This is a genomic window from Protofrankia sp. CiT1 (assembly GCF_917627335.1).
Lineage (GTDB): Bacteria > Actinomycetota > Actinomycetes > Frankiales > Frankiaceae > Protofrankia.
The window spans coordinates 44,074-67,792 of the sequence record NZ_CAKJTP010000001.1 but is presented as its reverse complement, the minus strand read 5'-3'; the positions used below and the strand labels follow the sequence as shown (position 1 = coordinate 67,792).

Genomic DNA, 23,719 nt, shown 5'->3' with positions numbered 1-23,719 from the left:
ACGGATCGGGAGCGCACGCACCGCGCAGGGCACTGGGCCGGTCGAGCCGAAGGGACAATTCGCCGCTCCGGCGCGGCGGGCGCTGCTGACCGCTTGGGACGATGAACGTCGAGGGCTACTGTTGGCGCATTCCGACTCGCCGTCGGCCACCAGCTTTGGTGCGCGCCGCGGAAGGAGCCACAGACCTCGTGACGACCAGGCCCAGCCTGCGAGTGGAACAGGCGGAGCTACGGGCGCGGATGCGCACGGCGGGAATGTCCCACGACGAGATCGCCGTCGAGTTCGCCCGCCGCTACCAGCTGCGCCCCCGCGCCGCCCACCGCGTCGCCCACGGCTGGACCCAGACGCAGGCCGCGAACCACATCAACGCCCACGCCGCCCGTACCGGTCTGGACCCGAGTGGCGCCGCTCCTATGACCGGCCCACGGTTGTCGGAGCTGGAGAACTGGCCGCTGCCGAACAACCGCCGCCGGCCCACCCCTCAGCTCCTCGCGCTGCTCGCCGAGGTCTATGGCACGGGAATCCACAATCTGATCGACCTCGACGACCGTGAACACCTCAGCCCCACCGACGCTCTCCTTATCAGCAAGACGCTGAGGACCGTGCGGGCCAGGCCCGAAGAACTACCGAGGCCCAGGGACGCGTCGCGGGTCGAGAGGGTCGGAGAAGGCATCAGGCCGTCCGCTCCGGCGATGGTCTCGCCAGCCGTGAACGTGATCGCTTCCCTCGGCGGCGGGTATGACCGGCAGACGGAAATGCTCGACGTCGGCGTTCGGCTACGGTATTTCGCGGCACCCTCCGCGCAGACCCTTTTTCTTGATTATCTTGACGGTTTCGTCGAGGACTGTGTCGCCTTCTATGAGGCGCGTGGCCCGGCCGCGTTGATGCCTCTTGTCGCGCGGCAGCGGAAGGGTGTGCAAGCCCTCGTCGAGGGCTGGCAGCTGCCCCGGGACCGTATCCGGTCCGGCTGCTGCGTTCCGCCGGGCGGCTGTCGGGGCTGGCCGGCTATATGGCGGTGAACCTCGGGGACTTTCGGCTCGCGCGTGCCTACTGCGTGGAGGCGTTCACCCTCGCGCTCGCCGTCGAGGACAGCGACCTGGCGGCCTGGGTGCGGGGCACCGAAAGTCTGTGCGCCTACTACGCCGGCGACTACCGGCTGGCGTTGGAGCGGGCACGCGAGGGACAGATCTACGCCGCGGGCGGGCCGCAGGCGATTCGGCTGGCGGTCAACGGCGAAGCCTGCGCCTTGGGCCAGCTCGGTGACCGCGATGGCGTGCGCGAAGCCGTCGGCCGCGCGTTCGACCTCGCCGAGGGCGCCGAGCTGCCTGACGGCATGTCGCCGTGTATCTCCTTCGGCTCCTACAGCCTCGCGCGGATCGCGGCGAACGCCGCGACCGCCCACGTCGGCACCGGCGAGACCGCCCTCGTCCAGCGCTACGCGCAGACCGCCAGCAGTATGCCGGGCGCCGACCGTTCCCGGTGGAGCGACGTCCTGATCACCCTCGATGTCGCCACCGCGCTGACGGCCGGCGCCGACCCCGACCCGGAACACAGCGCCGCGCTCGGCGTCGGGGCCCTCACCCGCGCCGGTGCCGCGCCGATCGAGTCGATCCGCCAGCGCGGCCGGGAACTCGCCCGCCGCACCGCGCCCTGGTGGACCCTGCCCGCCGTCGCCGAACTGGCCGAGGTGTCCCAGGCGCTGGCCCACGGCGCGCCGCGGTGAGCGAGCACGACCCGGTCCACGACGACTGGGAACGCTTCCGGGTTCTGCCCTCGATGACCGACCACTGGGACCGGCCCGGCTGGACCCCTGGCCGTCGCAGCTTCCACTGGTTCCTGATCTTCGACAGCGCCGCGCTGCGCGACCTCGCCGCGACCTGCCAGCAGCAGCTACGCATGTTCGACTGTCTCGACCCGGTGCCCGCCGAGGGGCTGCACCTCACCGTGCGCCGGCTCGCGTTCACCGACGAGATCGACCCCGCCACCCTCGTCACGGTCACCCGCCGAGTCGCCGAACGGTGGGGTGACCTGCCGGCGTTCCGGCTGCGGGTCGGACCGCTGGCTGGATCGAGCGGCGCGGTCCGCTTCACCGTCGCCCCCTGGGAACCGCTGGTCCGACTGCGGGACGCCGTGGACGACGTGTCCTCCGCCTGCGGCCTGCCCGCCGCCAGGCAGCGTTTTCGTCCGCACGTCGGTATCGCCTACTGCAACCGTGGCACGCCCGCGGGGCCGATCATCCGGCGGGTCGCGGGGCTGCGTGACCTGCCCCCGGCCGAGGTCTCCGTGGTAGATCTTCGGCTGGTGCGGCTGTACCGCGACGGCCGCACCTACCAGTGGGACACTGTGGCCATCGTCCCTCTGAGCGCCTAACACGTCTCCTCTGGTCGCCCGGGTCGGACGGCGCGGGGTTGCAACGGGGAGGCGGGCGGGTGGTTCAGGGCCGGGTGAGAGCCAGCCGAGCGAGGCCGACCAGCCTCGGCGATCCTCGGCCGGACCACGCCCCTGGGTGGGTCGAGCTCGACAAGGTGTGGGAGATCGTGCGGGACGGCCGCGGCCCGACAGCCCTCGGCTGGATCGTGGTGGAATTGAGCTGGCGCCGTCGATTTACGGCTGGAGTCGCCGGGGAGCAACGACAGCGGCGATGGCCATCGCCGCATGGTCGCTGAGGCCGTCGTGGCGGGGGGCGTGGACGTAGTCGCATCGGGTCAGGTCGAGCCGGTCGTGGGTGAGGAAGGTGTGGTCGAAGCGGTAGCCGTTGCCGCCGCGGCCGTACCAGCTGTGGCCCGGGGTGGCAGGGTGCAGGGTGCGGTAGGCGTCGGTGAGGCCGGCGTCGGTGAAGGAGCGGTAGAAGTCGTATTCCCAGCGGCCGAAGACCGGGTAGTGCGGGACGTGGCCGGGTTCGACGACGTTGAGGTCGCCGGTGACCACGACCGGCCCGTCGAAGCCGGCAAGGACGCCGGGCAGGGCCCGGGTGACCGCGTGTTGGAAGGCGCGCTTGTTCTCGTTGCGGCGTGTGGCCGGCCCGCGGGACGGGACGTAGAGGCCGACCAGACGTAGCCGCTGTCCACCGATCCGCAGGTCAACGGCGGGCGCGCGGTGGGCAAGGACGTCGATGCCGGTCGGCACGGGTTCGAGGGGTGCGCTGCGGGAGGCGATGACCGTGCGGTAGTCGGGCACGTCCGGCCGCGGGGCGTGGACGTGGGTATAGCCGTGCTGGGCGAGCGCGTCGACGAGCGCGTGGCCGCCGGGTCCGTGGCCGACCTCGGTGAGCACGACGACGTCCGCGTCGGTCTGCTGTCCGAGCCAGGCGGCTTGGCGGCGGGCCCGGTCGGGTGCGGCGTGCTGGGCATTGAACGTGACCAGCCGCAGCTCGGTCGTGGCCGCGAGAATCGCCGTGGTCGGGCTCGGGAACAGGGACTGCTGCGGGTTCATACGGGCGGGGCCGTTTCGTCGCCGAAGACCTCGCCGGCGGCGTCGAGATCCTGCTGGAGCTGGCCGAGGGTGGCCCGGACGAAGCTGAGGTCGTCGGCGGACAGGGGTGTGTCGAGGGCGGTGAGGTTCTCGCGGACCTGGTCGGGGGTGGTGAAGCCGACGAGGACGGCCGTGTTGCCGGCGCGCTGGAGGCTGTAGGCCAGCGCCACCCTGGCCAGATCCTGGGTCGTGGAACCGAACCGGTCGCGCAGGGGCGCGAGCCCGCGGTCGACGACCGCGAGTGCGTCAGGGGTGTACCAGCGTTTGCGTTGCCGGTGGTCCCCGTCGCCGAAACGGGGCGGCCGCTGCGGGTCGTATTTGCCGGTGAGCAGGCCTTGGCCAAGTGGCTTGTTGATCAGGATGCTGGTGTGGTGGTCGGCAGCGAGGGTGAAGATGTCCGGCTGGCCGGCGGGCGGCGGTGGGGTCAGCGGGTTGTGGCGGACGGCGAGATAGTCGGGACGGATGCGGTCGAACAGGGCCCGGAACCGGGCGTGTTTGTCCGGCCGGGCGGATCGTGGCTGGGTGAGCCGGTGAGGGGCGTAGCGGTGCGGGCCGCGCATACCGATACAGCGCACCAGGCCCTGGCGTTGGAACTCGCGCATCTGGGCGATCGCGTCGTCGAGGTAGCGGTCGTCGGGGCCGAACTCGCTGGTGTGGAAGAAGTAGACGTCGAGCCGGTCGGTGCGCAGGTTTTCCAGGGTGGTCTCCAGCTGGCGGCGCATCGCGGCCGGCAGGTAGGCGTGGGCGGCGGTGCCGGCGAAGTAGCCGATCTTGGACGACAGCACGAGACTGCCTCGGTCGACCTGCTCGACTAGGCGGCCGAGGAGGCGTTCGGAGTGGCCGTGGCCATAGACGTCGGCGGTGTCGAACAGGTTCGCTCCCAGCGTGTAGGCGGCTTCCAGTCCTGCGAGGGAGGCGGCGTCGTTGGCGGTGGACCAGCCCATCGGCAGGCCCAGGTTGTGGTCTGGGCCGCCGATGGCCCAGCAGCCGACGCCGATCGGGTGGACCGTCAGCCCACCCGCGAGCGTCCTAGCTGCCAGAAGGCTCGTTGCCGTCATCTTGTCCACCTCGTTGTCCGCCGACGATTGCTGGACGGGCCTGTGCACGGGCGCTGCTGGCTGTGACGTTAAGGTCACCGCCATGACGACTCCGGACCCCGCCACCTTGCTGGACCTGGATGCGATCAGGGCGAAGGGATGGGCCGACCGTAGCGACTTCCCCGACGCCGAGTTCGACTGTGCCGAGGCGTTCTACGCGGCGATGCGCGCCCACGACGCGCGGCTGCACGCGGTGCGCGCGCAGGCATCGGAGCTCATCGAGCGCTGGACCGGGCATCGGCCGCGGGATGTCGGTTCGTTCGGCACCCGGTTGAACCTGGAGACCTCGGATCTGGACCTGGGAATCGGCTACCCAGTGGACCGCCGTGCCGAGCTGATGGCCACGCTCGACGGGAACGCTCGCTTCGTCGGCGAGCGCTACACCAGCTTCTCCACCACCCGGCTGGTGTTCGCGTTCACCGCGGACGACGTGGAGATCGACCTGAGCGCGCTCACGGTGGACGACTTCGCGGTCGCCTGCCGGATGCTCGACCAGATCGACGAGGCGATGAGCCACGACGAGCGGGTCTGCCACACCTGGGTCAAGCACCTGCTGCGCGAGACCGGCCGGCTGGAGGACTACGCGGCGTGGAAGCTGGTGACCTACGCCCGGTTCTGCCCGGAGTTCAACTGGGTGCCGATCCCGGAGAAGACCGGCAGCTGACCGGCTGCGGGTCCGCGGGTCAGCTCGCACAGGAGTCCGCCGCGTTGATCAGCATCCAGCCGCTGGCCGCCGACCATCGCCGGTACTCAGCGGTGAGCAGCTCCGCGTGCTCACGGTCGAGGGCGAGTAGCAGGTCGTGCACAGTGGTCGCGAGCACACCCCGCAGCAGGGCGAGACGCTTCTCGACCCGCTGCCAGATCCGGGCACCCAGGACCGCCTCAGCCGCCGGATCGTGGCAGAGAGGCTGGGTGTCGACTTCGGTGATCAGCTCGCCGAGCACCGCGTAGCTGGCGTCCTTGAGCACGCCGCGGGCCTCACGTACCAGGCAGCGTGGGTCGCCGTCGAGGACCTTCTCCAGCGACTTGAAGGTGTAGTCGAGGGCGAAGTGCCGGTCGACCCAGCGCTGCGCCCAGCCTGCGGCGGCCCCGATCCGCCAGTCGGCGTAGCGGGCCTCGACCCGGCCCATCGACGGCGTGACTACCCCGGCAAGGCCGGCGTGCTGGACCCGGCGGGTGTAGGCGGCGCCGATCAAACATTCCATGCTGACCAGCAGGTAGGAGATGGCCTGGTAGAACGGCTGGCCCGTACCCGCCGTCGCGACGAACTGCACGTCGCGGACCCCGTGCACGACCTCGGCGGGCGAAAGATCGGGTTGCGGGGCCAGGAGCAGGTCGGTGCGACCCTGGAACGCGTGGGTGGCCTTCAGCTCGTTGAGGGTCATCAGCGGGTCGAAGGTGATGTAGGTGAACCGGGTCGAGACGCCAAGTGCGGACAGAGTCCGGACCGCCAGCAGGTTCTGCTCGCCCGTGGTGTTCTTCGCGAACCGGCCGAGGATGCTGTCGACGCCGGACTCGACGCCGAACAGCATCCGCCGCAGGCCCCGGGCGACCAGCGCGCGCCACATCTCGGCGCGTTCGACGTGCCAGCCGAGGCCGCGGTCGGGATCGACGACCTGGTCGACGCGGCAGCTGGACTCCCAGCCGAAGCCCGCCTGGTGCAGCAGACTGGCCAGCTCCAACGCCCTGCCCGTGGCGTCGGGGCCGCGGCCGAGGAACTCCTCGTCGACCAGGTACACCGTCCGGGACACCTGCGGGTAGCGGTCGAAGACCGCCGTCAGCTCGCCCAGCAGCCACGGCAGCTGGCCCGTACCGGCACCGGCCCAGCTGCCCTTGTGGTCGCGGGGGCAGAACGAGCAGTAGCTGGTGCAGCCGCGGCTGGTCTCCAGCTGCGCGACGCCGTGGTGGGTGAACGTCGTCGGCAGCAGGTCGAGTTCGGGGACGACGTCGGCCGTGACGTCGCGGGTGACGGGCTTCGCGGTCCGCCGCCGTCCGACCGCCAGTCCGCCCCCGCGTGGTGCTCCCACATATCCCAGGCCGGGGACCTCGTCGAGGGTGCGGTCGCCGTGCCAGTGCGCAAGCAGCGCGCTGATCGTGGGCTCCCCGCTCGCTCGGGCGACCAGCAGCGACGGGAACCGGTCCAGGAGGACCCTTTCGACCCGTGCGGTGAGGCTGCCGCCGACGATGACCAGCGGCGGATCATCCTGGGCGTAGACCGATTCCAGCAGCTGGACCAGCAGGTCGTACTGGCCAAACGTCGCCGACACCCCGAGAACGTCGGGCCGGTCCGCCTCGATTCGGGCGGCCAGCCCGTCGAAGGTGAGCCCGAGTTGCATGTCGGCCAGGGACACTGTGCCCAGCAGCGTCTCGCGGGCCGCGCGTGCCACCGTGCTGATTCCCAGCGGAAACCGCGGCAGCGGGAACGTCTCCGGGTGATACAGCGCGGCCAGCAGCACGCCGGGCCGCGACAGCCGCTCGACGCCAGGCTCGTCCACGTCGGCCAGCGACAGCCAGGACGCTGGCTCGTCGAGCACCACTGTGTCCCGTGTCCACGCCGGCCAGGCCCGTGAACCGTGCGGTTGACCGGACAGGTCCGCCACCACCCACCGGCCCTCCGTTCGCTCGATGAAGACCAGACGGCGGTCGAGCGCTCCCGCGACCCGAACCCGTTTCACCTCGCCGGCGCACTGCCGCTCGACCCAACTGCGAAGCCCGAGGGGGTCAAGCAGCAGCTCGCTGTGATCGGGTGGGCCCGCAGCCGGACTGGCGCCGGCGAGGCGTACAGCGGTGACCAGACGGGTGAGAGGCTCAGGGGGATGCTCCACGGCGATGCCTTCCGGACGGACGGTGCTCCACCGCCATACGGCTGGCCCCGGATCGGACCGGCTTCGGCGGTGTGCGTATAGCACCTGTTACTTTCCGCGACACCGCACAGGATGGTCATTCCCCATGACGCGAACAAGTAGTTCGCCACCGTGCGGGGCCGCCACCTGCGCAGACAGGGCCTCCAGCCCCCAGAACTTCGGCCGCAGCGTCGACTTCACGTCGAACCCGGCCGGACGTTCTTGATCGCCGTGGTGAACACATGGGCAGCTGACGAAGCAGGCCGGCGCTCGGTTCAACACATCCGCCCGCTGCCCACGTATATGGCGTCCGCGCCGCGCGACATCACGTGCTAGGCGTCGGCGGCTGCCCATCCAGAGACGGCGAAGTTCTGCCGCTTCCGGTACAACTCGACACCTATCCGCGTGTAGGGGTGGGTGTTGTCGGGCAGGGCGTCGAGCCGGAAGCAGCCGAGGCGGGCGCACTTGTGCGGTTCGGCGTTGACCGGCTCGCCCTCCCACGACTGCGCGTGGAAGAACAGCCCGAGCCGGCCCTCGCCGTGCTCGTTGCGGAAGTGCACGGTCGAGGCGAGCGACAGCGCCCGACGGTCCAGGTGAAGGCCGATCTCCTCGCGAGCCTCGCGGCAGATCGCGCTCGCGGCGTCCTCGTCATCTTCCAGCTTCCCTGAGGTTCAGTCGGCAAGGAGGTTGTCGTCTACCAGGTCGCGTGCTTCTCAATCAACGGGCGGAGCGCGGAGGGCGACGGACCTTGCCCTGGGCGAGTGCATCCAGCCGCGTCCCGAGCGACATGTCTCCCACCCAGCGGTCTGTTGATCGCTAAGCGGCGTTCCTGCTGCCGGGCTTCGGCCACGACCGCTCCCGGCCGCCGTCTCGTTGCTGTAGGGAAGAGACTTGCCAGGGCGTCAACCAGTCGTCGTTGACGTCATGCTCCTGCTCGCCACGACGAGGCGGTCCCGCTCGCTCTGCGGGCAGGCAGAAGACGCCGGCATCTGGGCCGCTGGCTTGCAAGGCGTCCCATCAGCGGCGATGTACCGTGACCAGGCAAGCCACGAGTATCCGCTGGTACGGATGGACCTAGACATGATCACCATCAGGGTGGAAACTGCCACACCATGGGCTCCACCTCGCACGGCGCCGCTCCGAGCGCAGTGGGTTACCAGCACCAAACCTGGTGGGCGCTGTCCGAACTGCTACAGCCCGGAGCCAGCCGTCCCGACGCAGCGATCACACTTACAGTGAAGTTGTTCGGAAACCATATTCCATAAAATTGTGTTGATTTTCTTCTCGAATTCGGCAAGCTCTTTCTTCGGTTTCTTCTTGACGGGCATGGATACGGCCTTCCGCTCGCCTTCGTAAGCCAGGTCTCCTATTCCCCGGCCTCCGCCGGCGTGGGCAATCATGTCGACCCAGCCGGCCGCACGGAAACAATGCATGTCGTGCAAGCTGCCCGGGAACGCGAGGCTGGCGCAGATCAACCGGCCGTGCAGGTCGACGAAGAGTTGGATGGTAACGCCGTGGCGGCGGTGCTTGCCGGACAGCAGATCCTTGTGCTGCCTCCAGTTCACCGTCGGTACCAGCGTCCCGTCGATCAAGCAAACCGTGCCTTCCAGGAGCATCGCCAGGAGCTCTTCTTGATCCTCCTTGTCGGGGTAGCCGAACGCGTGGGCGAGGAATGCGACCATGGGCTGGTAGTAGTCCCAGGCCGTGGTCTTGCCGATCTCGAAATCTTCGTGAAGGTCCTGATAGGTAGCATTGCGGCGCAGCCGGCACACCGTCAATTTCAGGGCCTGGAGAAGCGACAGGGTCTTGGGCCGGCCGACCGGTTTGTCCCAGTCAGGGAAAGCCTGCTCGGCGCGTTCGATGACCACAGCCGTCGCTCGGTGACTCAGCCCGGGAAGATGATACGTGGAGGGCACCCTTCCTACGACATAGAAAATGTCGCAGAATCTCTGACGATGGGGAGGGCCTGTGTATTCCATGACGCGCTGGGGCTGCCCAGTACCAAAGAACGCAGGGAGTTGGCGGGGAGCGGGCTCCCCATACGGCTACTGACGGACGCATTGTTCCTGTTGCCGGTGTCAGAATTTCAATGAAAACCAATTCGAATAGAGTTTCTGAACAGCTCCGCTGTATGCCGTTTTTGTTCTACGAAACCCTTTTAGTCTAGAAGGCGGGTGTTATGCACGCCACGCCGACGACGGATAGCGGCCCACGTCACGATGATCGCCATTGTGGATCGCTTATATCAGGGCAAATCGATCCAAATCTGATGAGAAATATACACGATGAACGCCGCGCGGCTGGCGCTGGCCGGGATCGCGGCACGATCTGCTTCGCTTCGCTGGGACGGCCGCCTCGAAGCTTCCACGGCCGCACTTTGACCGCGTGTCACCGGCCCTGCCGGCCTCTCTCCTCCGACCCGAGGGGTTCCGGCGGAGAGGGTGCCCGAGCGGCGCTGTCTCTGATGTCGGGCTCGCCGGGCTATGGTTGAATCACTGACAGTGATGGTTCTGGTCTGGTCCGCGATCGGGGGATGGGATGACTCAACAGGTGCTGCCGCGTTCGGGCGCCGCCGAGTTTTTCGTCGGGGTGACTGACGCTGGTGGTTCTCGTCCGATGCGGGCGGACGGGGTCTTGGGGGCTGTCCTTCGTTAGCCTGCCGGTCAGTGGCTGACCGTCGTGCGGGCAGCCGCGCTGGCATGTCACCCCAGCTCACAGGGCCAGACCGGTTTCTGGTAGCCCGCAGGGTCACAGGGCACATTGACCACGTCCTGTCAGTGCCTTGAATGAAGGCCGGTAGCAACCAGGCAGCTTATATCTGGGGCATGATTGAGGGCGCGATTGATTGTCGGGTCCACGGATGCCGAGACCAGCGGGGGGAGCAAAGTGAGCAGTACTGACGAGCAGGAATCCAGTACGATAATGGCGGTTTTCGCCGGATTTACGATCTTGGTGCAGCTTGTCAAGTCCATAGTGACGCGCTCGCGGCATGCCAACCGGTTTGGCCGTACTGACTGGCGGATACCGGTGCTGTGTTTGGTGGATGCGGGCACGGCGGACTCGGCGTTGAAGGTACTTGCCGGGCGGTTTGTCGAGTCAGGCAAGCGACGTGTGCCGCATACGTACGTCGACGTCACACAGGTCAGTGGGCTGCAGCCGCTACTCCACCAGTTACATGAAAAGTTGGCGGTAGGTCGTTTCAGCCGTGACCCGCTGCGCTTTCGCTGCTTCACGCTGGTCGACTGGCTGACCGCGCAGAACCTGTCCAACGTGCCGGTCGCCAAGCGGCAACGGGAGCTGGCCAGACGGCTGCGCCGGGAGTTCGGGCTGCGGGGAGGCCAGGGTGAGGGCGGATTAGACCACGGTTTTACCGGCTGGTTGGGGCTGCTGCTGTCGCTGTTTGTCAGGGTGTTGCCGGTGGTGGCGCTGCGGCTCCTCGTCAGCGGACGACTTCCCGGGGCAGGGCATGAGTTCCGCTGGTTCAGGAGGCAGCAGTACCTCGCGTCTGGGCCAGCCTCGACCTTCCTGGCGGTCGCCGAGCGGTTGACTATCGGTCCACGCGCCGATGAGGAACCCGAAGCCATCGATCGGCTCCTGACGGACGCGTTTCTGGAAGATCTGCGGGTGCAGTATCGGCGTCGACCGTGGCGGCTACGACCGTGGCGGCGTACGGCGTACCCGGTGATACTGCTGGACGCCGTAGCGCCCGACAACGCCGGATACGCACTCATACGAGCGGTTACCGCTGTGCGCGGTGACGGGTGGACCGACCCCCTGCTGATCGTTACAAGGGGGGTGGATGTGCCGCTGAACGGGACGCCACTTGCTGAGGCCGTCACCGACGGCAGAGTAGTGCCGTTGATGGGCCTGGATGCCGCGTATTCGACTGTTCATGACCGGCTGCCCATGGCGGGCAAACGAGGGCATCCCGATACGTGGCTGTTGCCGGTAGCGGTATCTGGTATCAATAATCTGAACATCAAGGACAGGTTACCGGTAGTCATCCCGGCGCGTCCGCCGTGGCTGGCTCAGCCCTGGATGCCAGCCGTGGTTGTACTCTTACTCATAAGCACTTTCGTGATTTGGATAGTAGGTCAGATACACCCTGGATGCGCGACGCTTCCTCTTCATCGTGGCGATACGCTGCGGGTTATTTATATCGATCGGCAGTGCATCGGTTACAGTGGCTCCGATCGACAGGCCTTTGGACCAGATGAACGATTGACAGGCGTACAGAAGAAAATTTTCGCGCAAAATCGGGAAGCTGCCAGTGCCCACCAGGTCAAGCGTAACCGGCCGTTGGTGACACTGGTCTATCTTGCCGCGTTCACCAGGACTGACTCCCGCCTCGGTGACGAAGTCTTTGATGCTGAGCGGGAAGGATTGGAAGGTGTAGCGGCAGCTCAGTACCGAGCTATGCATGAGGCCGATAACAATCCGGCCAGTCCATATCTACGAGTGATTGTGGGTAACGTCGGCGACGAAACACGCCATGCTGACAAACTTGTACCGATGCTGGCCCAGCTGGTACATGACGACCCGACAGTGATCGCGACAGTAGCTCAGCTGGATAGCCGGACAAAAACCCAGTACATGCTCCAGTCGCTTGACGCGGTCGGGCTGCCGACTCTCACGCTGACCACCTCGGCCGATGGCATCGCCGGCGCGTCCAATCTCTACCTGCAGCTCTCGCCGTCCAACAGGGATGAGGTAGGTATGATCCATTCCTATGTCAGCCAGATGCTGCATCGCGATGCGATCATCAACTTCTACACCTATGGCGCCAAGGGGCGCATCGGTGGCGACGAAGACCTGTATGTCAACACTCTTCGTAATGATCTACATGCCGAGTTTGTAGATCATTACAGAGAAAAATTCTGGCCCAGCGGAACAGATGTCAGTGACATCTGTTCTGACAAGTTCGACGGAATAGTCTTCTTTGGTGGCCGATACACCGAATTTCCCGCATTTGTTTCCCGGGTTTACACCGACTGCGGCGGTAGGCTCCCGACCCTGTTGGCCGACGGATCGGTGAGTCGTTACATCGCTAATTCCGAAATGCGGGCTGTTGCTCCGACCACGCTTCCGGTGGCTTATATATCCCGTGGGCAACTCGGCTTCTGTGAGCAGCTAAAAAATGCCCATCAGCCTGAACGCATAAACTTTCTCAACGATATCCGTGACGCGCTGGGCTTCTGTGATGGAAGCAAGCCAATCCAGGAATGGGTTAGCCTCGGCTACGATGCGGCCCGCCTCTTGTTGCGTTCAGTCACCGATATCGCAAGCCGTCGGCCCGCCGTTGGTATTGATCACTCGTGGGATCCGGCGCAAATCAATCCGAAAATGGTGTACAGTCAGATTCGCCAGTCTGTCGACCTTCATCAGTATGAAGGGGTCAGTGGCATTCTTGCCTTCGACCAGAATGGGATTGCCCGCACTCGGCACATTTCAATCATGTGTGCCGCGGACCTTAAGCGGGTATTTCAGACGAATAATGACGTTCCATATGAGGTGTATCGCTCTGGTCTCACATATTCTGACGAGCCGCCGCTGAGGCCGCGTCCCTGCTCGAGTTAGAGCGCCCGGCAACAGGACTGTCCGGCTCGCGGCGCCTGGGCGGCGCATCGCGCCATCGCTGCCCAGCCATTGCCGCGCGACGCGCGGGTACCCCGGCTTGCCGGTCGACGCCCAACGCAGGGCGACTCCCGCGCCCCAACTCCCTTCCTTGATCCATTCCCCTGTTGTCGGGCGCTCGTAATCATCAGATCGCAGGCGGGGTGGCGCGGCGGACGCGGGCGGCGCGGACGAGGCCGGGGCCGGCGACAGCGACCCGCCGGCCGAGCCCGACAGCCACCCGCTTGTCCAGGACCTGGTAGTCGGCGCGTTCCACTTCATCCAGAATGCCCTGATAAAGCTGGAACGCGGTGTGGACGCAGTCGCGTGATGTCGGGTGCAGCAGCCGGATGCCGGGCTTTGCCGCACGGAACAGTTCCCGGGCACGGCTGATCTCGAACGCGAGCAGCCGGCGGACCGGGCCATCCACCACGCCTGTGCCGAGGCGCTCGGGCGTCACGCCGAACAGGTCCAGCGACTCCTGAGGGAGGTAGATCCGGCCGCGGCGCAGGTCCTCGCCGACGTCCCGGATGAAGTTCGCGAGCTGGAAGGCGGTACCCAGATCGCGGGCGTAGGGCAGGGCCGCGGCGCCGTTGGCTTCCAGGACGTGCACCATCTGCAGGCCGATCGCCACGGCCGAGCCGTGGACGTAGACCATCAGATCGTCCCAGGCCGGGTAGGAGGTCGTCGTGAGGTCCATCGCCATGGATCGCAGGAAGGCCTCGAAGTGCTCAAGCGGGATGTTCCAGCGCCGGATCGTGTCGACAACCGCCGGTAGCACGGACGTCATGCCGGTCATGCCGGTCATGCCAGTCGTGGCGGTCGTGGCCGGGCACGACCGTGCGTAAGCCAGGAACTCCTCGCCCCAGCCACGCAGCCAGACCGCCCGTTCGGCGTCGGGGAGCATGGAGTCAAGATCATCAACGATCTCGTCGGCATACCGCGCGAATCCGTAGAGCGCGTGGACGTATGGCCGTTTCCAGATGGGCAGTAACAGGGTCGCCAGGAAGTATGTGCGGCCATGGGCGGCGTTGAGCTGGCGGCATGCCAGGTAGGAGCGCCGCAGCTCGGGCGCGGTGATCCCCGCGGCGGTCAGCTCACACGCACGCACAGCGCTTCTTCCCGGCCAGGGGATCCGGTGGGTCGGCACGACCGGCAACAGGGGACGCGGGGTCGCGGGGCTGGGGCGCACGCCTCGCCGCCTCGCTCCCCAGCCATCGCCGCGCAACGCCATGGGTACCCGGCTTGTCGGTCGTCACCCAGCACCTCCGGCGGCTCCCTCCGTCGCCTCGCGCTCCATCCAGCCGGACGCCGCTTCCTGATCGAACGCCCTGCCACCGGAGCCCTTCAGGGGATTCGGGACGAGAAGGCCAGCGACAGTGCCGTGGCGGTCAGGCCGAGACACAGCGACAGCCCCACAAACCACATGGTAATTTCATGGAACTCGGTACGGTATCCGATGGAGCTGCCCAGCTTTTTATACACCGACCGCAGTTCGTCGCCGGACGTGGCCCGGTGGTAGGAGCCCCCAGTCGTCCGTGCGATCTCGCGCAATGCCGCCTCGTTGACCGGGACGGGGAGCTGTTGGCCGCCGACGTCGAGGGTACCGTCCGGGGTGCCGTAGGCAATCGTGTCCACCGGCACCCGGACGCTTACAGCGGCCTGGCTGGCCTCGGAATTCGGGCGTCCCCGCTGGGTCTCCCCGTCGGAGAGCAGCACGATGGCCGCCGGTGGTGGCGTCTGGCCGTCCGCGATGACCTGATCCCCCAGCACGGTGATGGCCTGCAGGCTGGCGAAGATACCCTCGCCGATCGCGGTGGACGGACCCAGCTGCAGGCTGTGAATGCTGGAACGGACCGTTTCGCGGTCCGTGGTCGGCGGGACGAGAACCGCCGCCGAGCCGGCGAATGACACCAGGCCGAGGTTGATCCGCGGTGGTAGCTGATTGACGAACGCCTCGGCGCCCTGTTTGGCCGACTCGAGCCGGTTGGGAGGGATATCCGTTGCTGCCATCGAATTCGAGACGTCGATCGCCAGCATGATTGTCGCGCGTTCGCGGGGCACCCGGTCCGCCCTCGCCGGCCGCGCGAGGGCCAACACCATGGTGGCCAGCGTGAGCAACAGGACGGTGGCCGGCACATGCCGGCGCCACCACTGCGGGCGCCGGGGCAGCACCGACGCGAGCAGCCCGGCGCTGGCGAACCGGACCGCGTAGACCTTCCGGCGCAGCGCCAGCACGATGTAGGCGACAGTCAGCGCGCTGACCAGCAGCAGCAGCCACAGCCAGTGGCCGGCGAGGAAGGTCATCGTGCCGGCCCGGCCGGCCGGGCCGTGACCGGCGGACGCCGGCCCGCGCCGCGGCTGCGGCGGGTGGCCAGGACGAAGCGGACGATGTCGGCGAGCCAGTCGGTGTCGGTCCGCAGGACGAGGTGGGCGGCGCCGGCCCGGCGAAGCGCGGCGTCGGTCTCGCGGCGGTGCGCCGCGGCGGCGCGGGCGTAGGACTCGCGCAGCCGGCGGGACGAGGTCGGTACCTCCAGCGTCGCGCCGGTCTCCGGGTCCATGACGGTGAGCAGCCCGACCCGCGGGAGCTCAAGCTCGCGTGGATCGACTATTTCGACGGCAAGTACCTGATGGCGTCCGGCGAGCGCGCGCAGTGGCCGTTCCCACGACAGGTCCGTCGACAGGAAGTCCGAGATCACGACAGCCAGGCCGCGGCGCCGGGGCGGGTTACGCAGTCCGTTCACGGCCGCGGCCAGATCGGTCGCCGCGGAGACGTTCGGCGCGCTGGCCGGGCGGTCCAGCGCGGTACGCGGTGTTGCCAGCAAGGTCCGTAGCAGTGCTCGCAGGCTGTTGCGACCGGTACGGGCGGGTAGTACGCGCGGGCCGGTACCGGAGAGCACATACGCTCCCAGCCGGTTGCCGCCGCGTGCGGTCAGGTAGCCGACCGCGGCGACAGCGGCGATCGCGAGGTCGCGTTTTTCCCAGGCCGCGGTGCCGAACTCCAGGCTGGCGGTGAGGTCGACGAGTACCCAGGTCTCCAGCTCGCGGTCGGCGATGAGGTCGTGTACGTGCGGGACGGTGGTACGGGCGGTGACCGCCCAGTCCATCCGCCGGACGTCGTCGCCGACGTGGTAGGTACGGCTTTCGGCTTTTTCGGTTCCGGATCCGGGTACCAGGCCCAGGTGATCACCGAGCAGCAGCCCGTCCAGGCGCCGGGTGACGGTCAGCTCCAGACGACGCAGGGCGCGTTCGATCGACGGATCCGCGGCGAGCGGGCCAGCCGTTCCCGATGCGGGGGAGGAGCCGTAGGCCCCAGCGGAGGAGCCGTAGGCCCCAGCGGAGGAGCGGTGGGCGCTCACGCGGTTGTCCCCTGGTTGTGGTACTCGGGAAAGCCGTGCGGGTTCGTGGTCCAGCGCCCGGAGTAGCCGTGCTGGCGTGGCGCGACCTGTGGCGGTGGGGTGGCCTGGAGAACGCGCTCGGCGATGGCGTCCGTGGACAGCCCTTCCGCCAGCGCCTCGTAGGAGAGCACCAACCGGTGCGGCAGGATGTCGAGGGCCACCGCGGCGACGTCGTCGGGCACCACGTAGTCCCGTCCGCGCAGCAGCGCCAGCGCGCGGGCCGCCGCGACCAGACCGAGCGAGGCGCGCGGCGACGCGCCGTAGGCCAGGTGGCCGGTAAGTTCGGGCATCCCGAATTCGGTGGGTGACCGGGTCGCCAGCACCATACGCACGGCGTAGTCGGCGATCGCGTGGTGGACGAACACCTCGGCGGCATGCCGCTGTAGTTTCAGCAGCGTCTGGGGGTCCAGCACGCACTCGGCCGCGGGCGGTCGCACGCCCATCCGCTGGACGATCTCCAGTTCCTCGCTGCCGGTCGGGTACGGTACGTTGATCTTCATGAGGAACCGGTCGCGCTGCGCCTCCGGAAGCGGGTACACGCCTTCTGACTCGATCGGGTTCTGCGTGGCCAGCACCAGAAACGGCGCGGGCAGCCGATGGGTGACACCGCCGAGGGAGACCTGCTGCTCGGACATCACCTCCAGCAGCGCCGACTGCACTTTCGCGGGCGCGCGGTTGATCTCGTCCGCGAGGATGAAGTTCGCGAAGACCGGGCCCAGCTCGACGTCGAAGGTCTCCCGGGTCTGGCGGTACACGCGGGTACCGACGATGTCGGACACGACCAGGTCGCTGGTGAACTGGATGCGCGCGAACGTTCCGCCGACCACTGTCGCCAGCGTCTGGACGGCGAGGGTCTTGGCCACTCCCGGCACACCCTCCAGCAGGCAGTGCCCGCGGGCAAGCAGCGCCACCAGCATCCGCTCGATCATGTGGTCCTGACCGACGATCACTTTTTTGATCTCGAAGAGAACACGTTCCAGGTGATCGGCATCGGTGCTCGTATCCGGGCTGGCCAGTGTCCTGCCGTCCCGGCCGGAGCCGGGCGCGGTGAGGCTGGAGCCGGCCGGCGCGGTCTCGGGGGCGTGCCGTTCGTCCATGGCCTCAGTCTCGCAGCCAGCGCCTGGAACCGGGACTTGAAGCGAGGGCACTCGGCCGTTGCGAACGATGGCCGCACAGTGACCGGCAACAGGGAGGAATGGGTGCCCGGCAAAGACGGTTTTTCGTTCCGGCGCGCTCAGGCCGCTGGTCCGCGCGGCGCCCGGGAGCGGTAGGCCCGGTCGCGCCCGAGCACCCGTTCGGCGGCCAGGCGCCCAGAAATGATCACCATCGGCACGCCGACGCCCGGTTGGGTCCCGCTGCCGACGAACACCACGTTGTCCAGGCCCGGGGCCAGGTTCGAGGGGCGAAACGGGCCGGTCTGGCCGAAGGTGTGGGCGGCGGCGAACGGCGTGCCGGCCGCCATGCCCTGGGCCCGCCAGTCCGCGGGGGTGATCACATGCTCGACGTCGATCGCGGCACCGAAACCGACGTATCCACGCCGTTCGAGGGTCTCGATCACCTCGTCACGGTAACGTCGGCCCAGTACCGACCAGTCCAGCGGCGCGGTGAGGTTCGGTGTCGGGAACAGCACGTAATAACTGTGCCGGCGGGCCGGAGCCAGCGTCGGATCGCCGATCGTCGGCGTCGTGACCAGGAACGACGGATCGCTCATCAGTTCGCCTCGGTTGATGATCTCGTCAAAGGTGCGTCGCCAGGCCCGGCCGAAGTGGATCGTGTGATGGGCCCGGTCACCGTAGTCGGCTCCTGACCCGGCCAGCAGCAGGAAACATGACGGTGAGTAGCGCAGGCCGCGGACCCGGCGTGGCATGACAGCGGCGGGCAGCAGCTCGCGGTAGGCGGTCGGGAGATCGGGATTGAGTACCACCACATCCGCGGCGATGCGCTCACCCGAGGACGTGTGGACCGCGGCCGCCCGTCGGCCGCGGATCTCCACCCCGGTCACGGTGGTGCTGTAACGGAACGTCACTCCGTGCTTGGCAGCGGCGAGGGCCATGGCAGCCGGAACGGCGTGCATGCCGCCCACCGGGAAGTACACGCCGGCCACCGAGTCCATGTAGGCGATCACGGCGTACAGCGCGAGAGCGTCCTGCGGGGACAGGCCCGCGTACATCGCCTGGAACGAGAACACCCGGCGGGTTCGCTCGTCGTGCAGATAGCGGCCCACCATGGGCTCGAGGCGGCGAAAGGCACCGAGGGCAACCAGCCGGGCCAGGGACGGCCGTAACAGGCTCAGGGGCGAGTCGATCGAAGCGTCGATGAAGTCGCGCAACTGCGCCCGGTACAGGTCGGACACGAACGTGACGAACCGGCGGTACCCGGCGGCTTCGGCCGGCCCGCACACACGGGTGATCTCATCGGCGGTCGCGTCCGGGTCGGCGTGGATATCGAGGGTGGAACCGTCGGCGTAGCAGGCCCGGTACACTGGGTCGACCGGATGCAGCCGCAGCCAGTCGTCGATGTTCTCCCCGACGCAGTCGAATGCGTCGGCGATCAGGTCCGGCATGGTGAGCACGCTCGGCCCGGTGTCAAACTGGTAGTCGTTGATGCGCAGCCGGCCAGCCCGCCCACCCGGGACCTCGGCACGTTCGACCACGGTGACGTGCCGCCCGGCGCCGGCTAGGCGCAGGGCGGCGGACAGGCCGCCGAGACCCGCTCCCACGATCACGATTTTCTCGGTCGGGCCGGTCACCGTACGCATCCTTCTCCTCAGGGGATCACCACCAGCGAGAATGTGCGGATCACATTCGCGCGCGGAGCTCCGCTCACAGCTTCGCTCATAGAACGGGGGACAGATGACAAGCGTGGTCGTGGTCGTAGCGGCCGTCGTCCTGGTGTGCGCGGCGGCCGGCGGCCTCACGCTGCTGTACCGGCCACCGGCGGAGATCTGCCAGACAGTGGCGGAGGTCGGCGCCGTCGAGGTCCGGTTGGCCGCCGGCCGGGTCGAGATCGCTGAGACCGACCGGACCGACGCCCGCCTGGAGATGACCGTCCGGCGGCGAGTCGGGCGGACCCGCCCGGCGCTGGCCCGCAACGGTGACCTGCTGCGTATCGACGGCCGGGCCAGCGAGGCCCGGGTGCGGCTGACGTTGCCGAAGGCGACCGGCGTCCGGGCGGAGGTGCGCCGCGGGGAGGTGACGCTGTGGGGATCCGACGGTGATCTTGTCCTGCTGACGGATTCCGGCACCATCGCCGGACGTGAGTTGGGCGGCGGCAGGGTCACCGCACGCAGCCGGCTGGGGGATGTCATCCTGCATTTCGCGTCTGCGCCCGAGAAGGTGAGCGCGCACAGCCACAGCGGCTCGGTCACGGTTGTCGTCCCGGACGGCCCGTATGCGGTGGACGTCGAGTCGGCGGACGTCGGTGCCGTCGATGTCAGTGTTCCGGCTGACCCGGCGGCGCAGCGCCGTGTGTCGGCCGGCAGCGGCTCCGGGCGGGTACGGGTGTGCAGTCCCGCTCCGGACGGCCCGGTGCGCTTGTGAACCCGTGCTCGCGGGGTGGTACCCACTACCCTCGAGCACATGACGGTGGTCAGGAGTGTGCTGGGATCACGGGCGCTGACGGTGCGGGACTTCCTCGCGTCCGGGCGGACGTCGTTCTCGTTCGAGTTCTTCGCACCGAAGACCCCGGCGGGGGAACGCCATCTGTGGACAGCGATCAGGGAGCTGGAGTCCCTGCATCCGTCCTTCGTGTCGGTGACGTACGGCGCGGGCGGGTCCACCCGCAAGGGAACCGTCGGTGTGACCGAACGGATCGCGGCCGAGACCACTCTCACACCGATCGGTCACCTGACAGCGGTCAACCACTCCGTGTCCGAGCTGCGGCAGGTGATCGGCAGTTACGCCGGCGCCGGGGTGCACAATGTCCTCGCGTTGCGTGGCGATCCGCCCGGTGATCCGCGGGGCACGTGGGTCGCGCATCCACAGGGTCTGCGCTATGCCGAGGATCTTGTACGCCTTGTCCGGTCGCTAGGTGACTTCTGTGTCGGGGTCGCGGCGTTCCCAGATATGCATCCACGTTCGCCCGACCTCGACACCGACGCGCGGTATCTGGTCGGCAAGCTGGCCGCGGGCGCGGACTACGCGATCACCCAGTTCTTCTTCGATGCGGACGCCTACTTCCGTCTGGTCGAGCGGGTCCGCCGGCTCGGCTGCGAGGCGCCCATCATCCCCGGGGTGATGCCCGTGACGAACGTCGCGCAGATCGAGCGGATGGCGCAGCTGTCCGGCGCCGCTTTCCCCGCGGATCTGGCCGAACGGCTGCACGAGGTGGCCGACGACCCGGTGGCGGTGCGGGCGATCGGCGTGGCGGTCGCAACGGACCTGTGCGAGAAGCTGCTGGCCGGTGGTGCGCCCGGCATCCACTTCATCACGTTGAACCGCTCGACCGCCACCCGTGAGGTGTTCCGCGCCCTGTCCGGCTGACGGGAGGCCCGTCAGTCGTGATCCTCGTAGGCGTCGAAGACACACAGCAGCCATTCGTCCCGGAAGGGCCGTTCGCGGACGAGGGCAAAGCCGGCCAGGTTTGCCGCGTCGACGACCGCTGCTACCAGGTCGAGATCCAAGGTGCCAAATACGGGTGTGATACGGACCGCAACCACCACCTGGTCACGTTCCGCGTTGAAAACCGCTGTCGGATTCAGGTCGTCGAGTGTCTCCACGACCAGGGGCGAGTGCTTGGTCACCGATGTCTCCTGCGGCCGCCTGGCGGCGGCTTCTCGAAGGGGGCTGACAGTCGTCGGTAGTTGGGCCGTCATCCAAAGTGGGTCATGCCGGACGACGGAACCATACGCAGAAGGCACGATGGCTTGGTGACCACCCCGGTGCCCGACCGTGACGGTTTTCTCAGGGAGTGGTCGGGCCTGCACGGAGGCTACGATGCCACAAGCGGTATGTGGTTCGTTCGCCGTTGGCTCGGTCTGGTCTACCGGCTGGGACGCCCGTTGGCCATGCGTGGCATCGGCCCGACGTCGATCACGGTGGCCGGGATGCTGCTGACCAGCGCCATGCTGCCAGCCGCGGCATCGGGTGGCCTGTTCCCGCTGATTGCCGCGATGATCGTGGTGGGTGGTGGTTTGCTGGACAACCTTGACGGATGTGTGGCCGTCCTCACCCGTCGGGTGACCCCCTGGGGGTATGTCCTTGACTCGCTGGCTGACCGGATCTGTGACGGATTCTACATTGTCGCCTTCTGGCTGCTGGGTGCGCCCGGTGCGGCGTGCGCAGCCGCGGGGGCCGCGGTCAGCCTGCTGGAATACCTGCGCGCCCGAGCCGGGAACGTGGGGTTCGCCGAGATTGGCGTCGTGACGGTCGGTGAGCGGCCTACCCGGATCATCATCACTGTCCTGACGATGGTGGGCGCGTCGGTCGACCCCGGGAGAGCCGGCCTTGCCGGTCTGGCTGGCGCTGTCGCCACGGCCACGGTGTGCGCCTGCGGTCTGGTCCAGCTCGGCACGGTGGTTCACCGGGTGCTTCGGACGCGGCCACGGCCGGCTTCGGCGGTGCCCGGCGGTGGGCTGTGGGCAGCCGCTGGATTGTCAGGTGGGGAAGTGGGCCCGGCGGCGGGCGGCCGCGGTGACGGGGAGTGACGGGAGTGACGGGTGCGGGCAATAGCGGCGGTTTTTCGCTGTGCGGTATGCGGCACTACGCGGGGCCGATCATGTCGGCAACGATTTTTGCGGACATGGCGACCAGGGGGAGGCCGCCCCCGGGGTGAGATGACCCGCCCACGAGGAACAGGCCCGGAATCGGCGACCGGTTGCCCGGCCGCAGGAACGCCGCTCGCAGGCCGTTGGAGGACGTCCCATAGATCGCCCCGCCGACCGCGCCCGTCCGCTGTTCCAGATCAGCTGGAGTGATCACGTGTTGCCACCGCAGCCGCTCCCGGACGTCCAGGCCGCGCTCGGCCATCAGGTTCAGGATCCGGGCGGCGTAGGCGTCAGCAAGCCCTGGCCGCTCCCAGTCCAGCCCGTGGTTGACCGAGCGGTTGACCGAGCCGCTGCCGCTGTTGGTGCCACCGGGCGAGGCACGGCCCCTCGCGCGGCCTGGCGGGAGACGTGTTGCATGCGGGGCCGCGTTCACCAGGACGAACCATGCTTCACAGCCCGGCGGCGCGAGGGCAGGATCGTCGGGCGCGCTTATGTAGATTGTCGGATCGACCGCTAGGCGCCCGCCGAATACCGCGTCGAACTCGTCGTCGTTGTCAGCGGGGAACAGCACCGTGTGATGGGCGAGATCTGGCGTCCGCCCGCGCAGGGCGAGCAGCAGAACGAAGCCGGCCAGCGATGCCCGCGCTCGGCGCAGCCGCCGCTCCGCCCGTCGGTGGGGCGCGAGCATGCCGTACACCGTCTGGGCGTCGACGCCCGACACGACCAGATCCGCGTCGATGCGCCCGCCGTCGGCAAGCTGTACTCCGGCTGCCCGGCCACCCGCACCGCGCGTGATCGCGATGACCGCCTGGTCGAGCAGCAGGCGCGCGCCAAGGCACACAGCCCGCTCCGCGACGGCCTGGCCGAGCTGGTGCAGGCCGCCCGGGAGGTACCAGCCGCCGTAGCAACGCTCGACATGCGCGATGACCGCGAGGGCCGCCGGTGCCCGGCGTGGATCGGAGCCGGTGTAGGTCGCATACCGGTCCAGGAACATCCGCAGCCGGTGGTCGGCCAGATGACGCTGGCCGAGCCCACGCAGGGTCAGCCCCGGCGCGATGGTGGAGATGTCGCCCGGACGCCGTAGCGCCAGGCTGGCCAACGACCGGACGCCGGCGGTGGGGGCGGACAGGAACGGCTCCCGGGTCGCCTCCCACAGGCGTTCGGCGTGGGCGGCGAGGCGGCGCCACTGCTGGCCGGAGCCGGGAGGAAGGACGGCGTCCAGCTCGGCGGTGAACGCGTCGTCGTCGGCATGGGCGTCAAGAAGGGTTCCGTCGGCGAAACGGTAGCGAGCGATCGGGTCCAGCCGGCGTAGCTCGAGGAGGTCGCTCAGGGGCGCGCCGGTGGCGGCGAACAGGTCCGCGAAAACCTCCGGCATGGTCAGCAGGGATGGCCCGGTGTCGAAGGTGAAACCGTCCTGGCTGAACCTGCCGAGCTTGCCGCCGACGTCGGACGCCCGCTCGCAGATGGTGACGCGATGCCCGGCGGCGGCCAGCCGCGCGGCTGTCGCCAGCCCGCCGACCCCCGCGCCGACCACGACGACCCGAGCCACCCCGCGACCCTACGCGGGTACTGCTGTATGCGCGGCCGTTTCGT

General features: G+C 68.2%; 20 protein-coding genes. 8 read left to right on the top strand and 12 right to left on the bottom strand.

The genetic code is table 11. From position 1 onward, the window contains the following. Nucleotides 1-188: 188 nt before the first annotated feature. The 3 genes from MJ785_RS22090 to MJ785_RS00270 are packed head-to-tail and all read left to right on the top strand — an operon-like array spanning nucleotide 189 to nucleotide 2,370. Nucleotides 189-1,019, top strand: coding sequence for a hypothetical protein (locus MJ785_RS22090; RefSeq protein ID WP_370652829.1), 831 nt, complete (start codon nucleotides 189-191; stop codon nucleotides 1,017-1,019). After that, nucleotides 1,010-1,723 carry a hypothetical protein gene (locus MJ785_RS00275; RefSeq protein WP_239379858.1) on the top strand — a complete coding sequence of 238 codons (714 nt, stop codon included), beginning with the start codon at nucleotides 1,010-1,012 and terminating at the stop codon, nucleotides 1,721-1,723. The genes MJ785_RS22090 and MJ785_RS00275 overlap by 10 nt, the downstream gene beginning before the upstream one ends. Beyond that, nucleotides 1,720-2,370: a 2'-5' RNA ligase family protein gene (locus MJ785_RS00270; RefSeq protein WP_239379854.1), complete on the top strand. Its 651-nt coding sequence runs from the start codon at nucleotides 1,720-1,722 to the stop codon at nucleotides 2,368-2,370. Before MJ785_RS00275 ends, MJ785_RS00270 begins: the two co-directional genes overlap by 4 nt. Nucleotides 2,371-2,604: 234 nt before the next feature. On the opposite strand, the gene MJ785_RS00265 is transcribed toward MJ785_RS00270, so the two are convergent. Next, complete coding sequence (locus MJ785_RS00265) at nucleotides 2,605-3,432, bottom strand: endonuclease/exonuclease/phosphatase family protein (protein ID WP_239379853.1); 828 nt, start codon at nucleotides 3,430-3,432, stop codon at nucleotides 2,605-2,607. Further along, nucleotides 3,429-4,529 carry an aldo/keto reductase gene (locus MJ785_RS00260; RefSeq protein WP_239313163.1) on the bottom strand — a complete coding sequence of 367 codons (1,101 nt, stop codon included), beginning with the start codon at nucleotides 4,527-4,529 and terminating at the stop codon, nucleotides 3,429-3,431. The genes MJ785_RS00265 and MJ785_RS00260 overlap by 4 nt, the downstream gene beginning before the upstream one ends. 82 nt (nucleotides 4,530-4,611) lie before the next feature. Between MJ785_RS00260 and MJ785_RS00255 the strand changes: the two genes are divergently transcribed. Beyond that, a complete protein-coding gene (locus tag MJ785_RS00255) occupies nucleotides 4,612-5,232 on the top strand; it encodes a hypothetical protein (RefSeq protein ID WP_239313165.1) in 621 nt (206 codons plus the stop codon). Nucleotides 5,233-5,251: 19 nt separating this feature from the next. Here the strand turns inward: MJ785_RS00255 and MJ785_RS00250 are convergent, their stop codons facing one another. The 3 genes from MJ785_RS00250 to MJ785_RS22085 all read right to left on the bottom strand — a co-directional run bounded on the left by MJ785_RS00250 (nucleotide 5,252) and on the right by MJ785_RS22085 (nucleotide 9,279). After that, nucleotides 5,252-7,393: a radical SAM protein gene (locus MJ785_RS00250; protein ID WP_239379852.1), complete on the bottom strand. Its 2,142-nt coding sequence runs from the start codon at nucleotides 7,391-7,393 to the stop codon at nucleotides 5,252-5,254. 350 nt (nucleotides 7,394-7,743) lie between these two features. After that, nucleotides 7,744-8,016, bottom strand: coding sequence for a hypothetical protein (locus MJ785_RS00245; RefSeq protein WP_239379878.1), 273 nt, complete (start codon nucleotides 8,014-8,016; stop codon nucleotides 7,744-7,746). A 585-nt stretch (nucleotides 8,017-8,601) separates the two neighbouring features. Continuing rightward, complete coding sequence (locus tag MJ785_RS22085; protein ID WP_370652828.1) at nucleotides 8,602-9,279, bottom strand: transposase family protein; 678 nt, start codon at nucleotides 9,277-9,279, stop codon at nucleotides 8,602-8,604. 1,018 nt (nucleotides 9,280-10,297) lie between these two features. On the opposite strand from MJ785_RS22085, the gene MJ785_RS00235 reads away from it, so the two are divergent. Then, complete coding sequence (locus tag MJ785_RS00235) at nucleotides 10,298-12,988, top strand: hypothetical protein (protein WP_239379850.1); 2,691 nt, start codon at nucleotides 10,298-10,300, stop codon at nucleotides 12,986-12,988. A 184-nt stretch (nucleotides 12,989-13,172) separates the two neighbouring features. Here MJ785_RS00235 and MJ785_RS00230 read toward each other — a convergent pair whose 3' ends face one another. The 5 genes from MJ785_RS00230 to crtI form a co-directional block, all read right to left on the bottom strand. Continuing rightward, nucleotides 13,173-14,135, bottom strand: coding sequence for a phytoene/squalene synthase family protein (locus MJ785_RS00230; protein WP_239379848.1), 963 nt, complete (start codon nucleotides 14,133-14,135; stop codon nucleotides 13,173-13,175). 236 nt (nucleotides 14,136-14,371) lie between these two features. Further along, complete coding sequence (locus MJ785_RS00225) at nucleotides 14,372-15,331, bottom strand: VWA domain-containing protein (protein ID WP_239310832.1); 960 nt, start codon at nucleotides 15,329-15,331, stop codon at nucleotides 14,372-14,374. Then, complete coding sequence (locus MJ785_RS00220; RefSeq protein ID WP_370652753.1) at nucleotides 15,328-16,383, bottom strand: DUF58 domain-containing protein; 1,056 nt, start codon at nucleotides 16,381-16,383, stop codon at nucleotides 15,328-15,330. The genes MJ785_RS00225 and MJ785_RS00220 overlap by 4 nt, the downstream gene beginning before the upstream one ends. After that, nucleotides 16,380-17,519 carry a MoxR family ATPase gene (locus MJ785_RS00215; RefSeq protein WP_239310831.1) on the bottom strand — a complete coding sequence of 380 codons (1,140 nt, stop codon included), beginning with the start codon at nucleotides 17,517-17,519 and terminating at the stop codon, nucleotides 16,380-16,382. The genes MJ785_RS00220 and MJ785_RS00215 overlap by 4 nt, the downstream gene beginning before the upstream one ends. A 137-nt stretch (nucleotides 17,520-17,656) precedes the next feature. After that, nucleotides 17,657-19,180 (bottom strand): phytoene desaturase family protein, encoded by a 1,524-nt coding sequence (gene crtI, locus MJ785_RS00210; protein WP_239310830.1) that lies wholly within the window; start codon nucleotides 19,178-19,180, stop codon nucleotides 17,657-17,659. A 94-nt stretch (nucleotides 19,181-19,274) separates the two neighbouring features. Between crtI and MJ785_RS00205 the strand changes: the two genes are divergently transcribed. Both MJ785_RS00205 and metF read left to right on the top strand, forming a co-directional pair. Continuing rightward, a complete protein-coding gene (locus MJ785_RS00205; protein WP_239310829.1) occupies nucleotides 19,275-19,961 on the top strand; it encodes a DUF4097 family beta strand repeat-containing protein in 687 nt (228 codons plus the stop codon). A 39-nt stretch (nucleotides 19,962-20,000) separates the two neighbouring features. Next, complete coding sequence (metF, locus tag MJ785_RS00200; protein WP_239310828.1) at nucleotides 20,001-20,903, top strand: methylenetetrahydrofolate reductase [NAD(P)H]; 903 nt, start codon at nucleotides 20,001-20,003, stop codon at nucleotides 20,901-20,903. 11 nt (nucleotides 20,904-20,914) lie between these two features. Here the strand turns inward: metF and MJ785_RS00195 are convergent, their stop codons facing one another. Then, a complete protein-coding gene (locus tag MJ785_RS00195; protein ID WP_239310827.1) occupies nucleotides 20,915-21,163 on the bottom strand; it encodes a hypothetical protein in 249 nt (82 codons plus the stop codon). Between the two features lie 126 nt (nucleotides 21,164-21,289). On the opposite strand from MJ785_RS00195, the gene MJ785_RS00190 reads away from it, so the two are divergent. After that, entirely contained in the window at nucleotides 21,290-22,066 is a 777-nt protein-coding gene (locus tag MJ785_RS00190) for a CDP-alcohol phosphatidyltransferase family protein (protein WP_239310826.1), read from the top strand. Nucleotides 22,067-22,121: 55 nt separating this feature from the next. Here MJ785_RS00190 and MJ785_RS00185 read toward each other — a convergent pair whose 3' ends face one another. Then, a complete protein-coding gene (locus MJ785_RS00185) occupies nucleotides 22,122-23,675 on the bottom strand; it encodes an NAD(P)/FAD-dependent oxidoreductase (RefSeq protein ID WP_239372547.1) in 1,554 nt (517 codons plus the stop codon). Nucleotides 23,676-23,719: the final 44 nt, after the last annotated feature.

Bases quoted from the DNA above. Each gene is read 5' to 3' on its own strand.
- MJ785_RS00275 (WP_239379858.1), top strand. From the start codon at position 1,010: ATGGCGGTGAACCTCGGGGACTTTCGGCTCGCGCGTGCCTACTGCGTG.
- MJ785_RS00265 (WP_239379853.1), bottom strand. From the start codon at position 3,432: ATGAACCCGCAGCAGTCCCTGTTCCCGAGCCCGACCACGGCGATTCTC.
- MJ785_RS00260 (WP_239313163.1), bottom strand. From the start codon at position 4,529: ATGACGGCAACGAGCCTTCTGGCAGCTAGGACGCTCGCGGGTGGGCTG.
- MJ785_RS00255 (WP_239313165.1), top strand. From the start codon at position 4,612: ATGACGACTCCGGACCCCGCCACCTTGCTGGACCTGGATGCGATCAGG.
- MJ785_RS00225 (WP_239310832.1), bottom strand. From the start codon at position 15,331: ATGACCTTCCTCGCCGGCCACTGGCTGTGGCTGCTGCTGCTGGTCAGC.
- MJ785_RS00215 (WP_239310831.1), bottom strand. From the start codon at position 17,519: ATGGACGAACGGCACGCCCCCGAGACCGCGCCGGCCGGCTCCAGCCTC.
- crtI (WP_239310830.1), bottom strand. From the start codon at position 19,180: ATGCGTACGGTGACCGGCCCGACCGAGAAAATCGTGATCGTGGGAGCG.
- MJ785_RS00205 (WP_239310829.1), top strand. From the start codon at position 19,275: ATGACAAGCGTGGTCGTGGTCGTAGCGGCCGTCGTCCTGGTGTGCGCG.
- metF (WP_239310828.1), top strand. From the start codon at position 20,001: ATGACGGTGGTCAGGAGTGTGCTGGGATCACGGGCGCTGACGGTGCGG.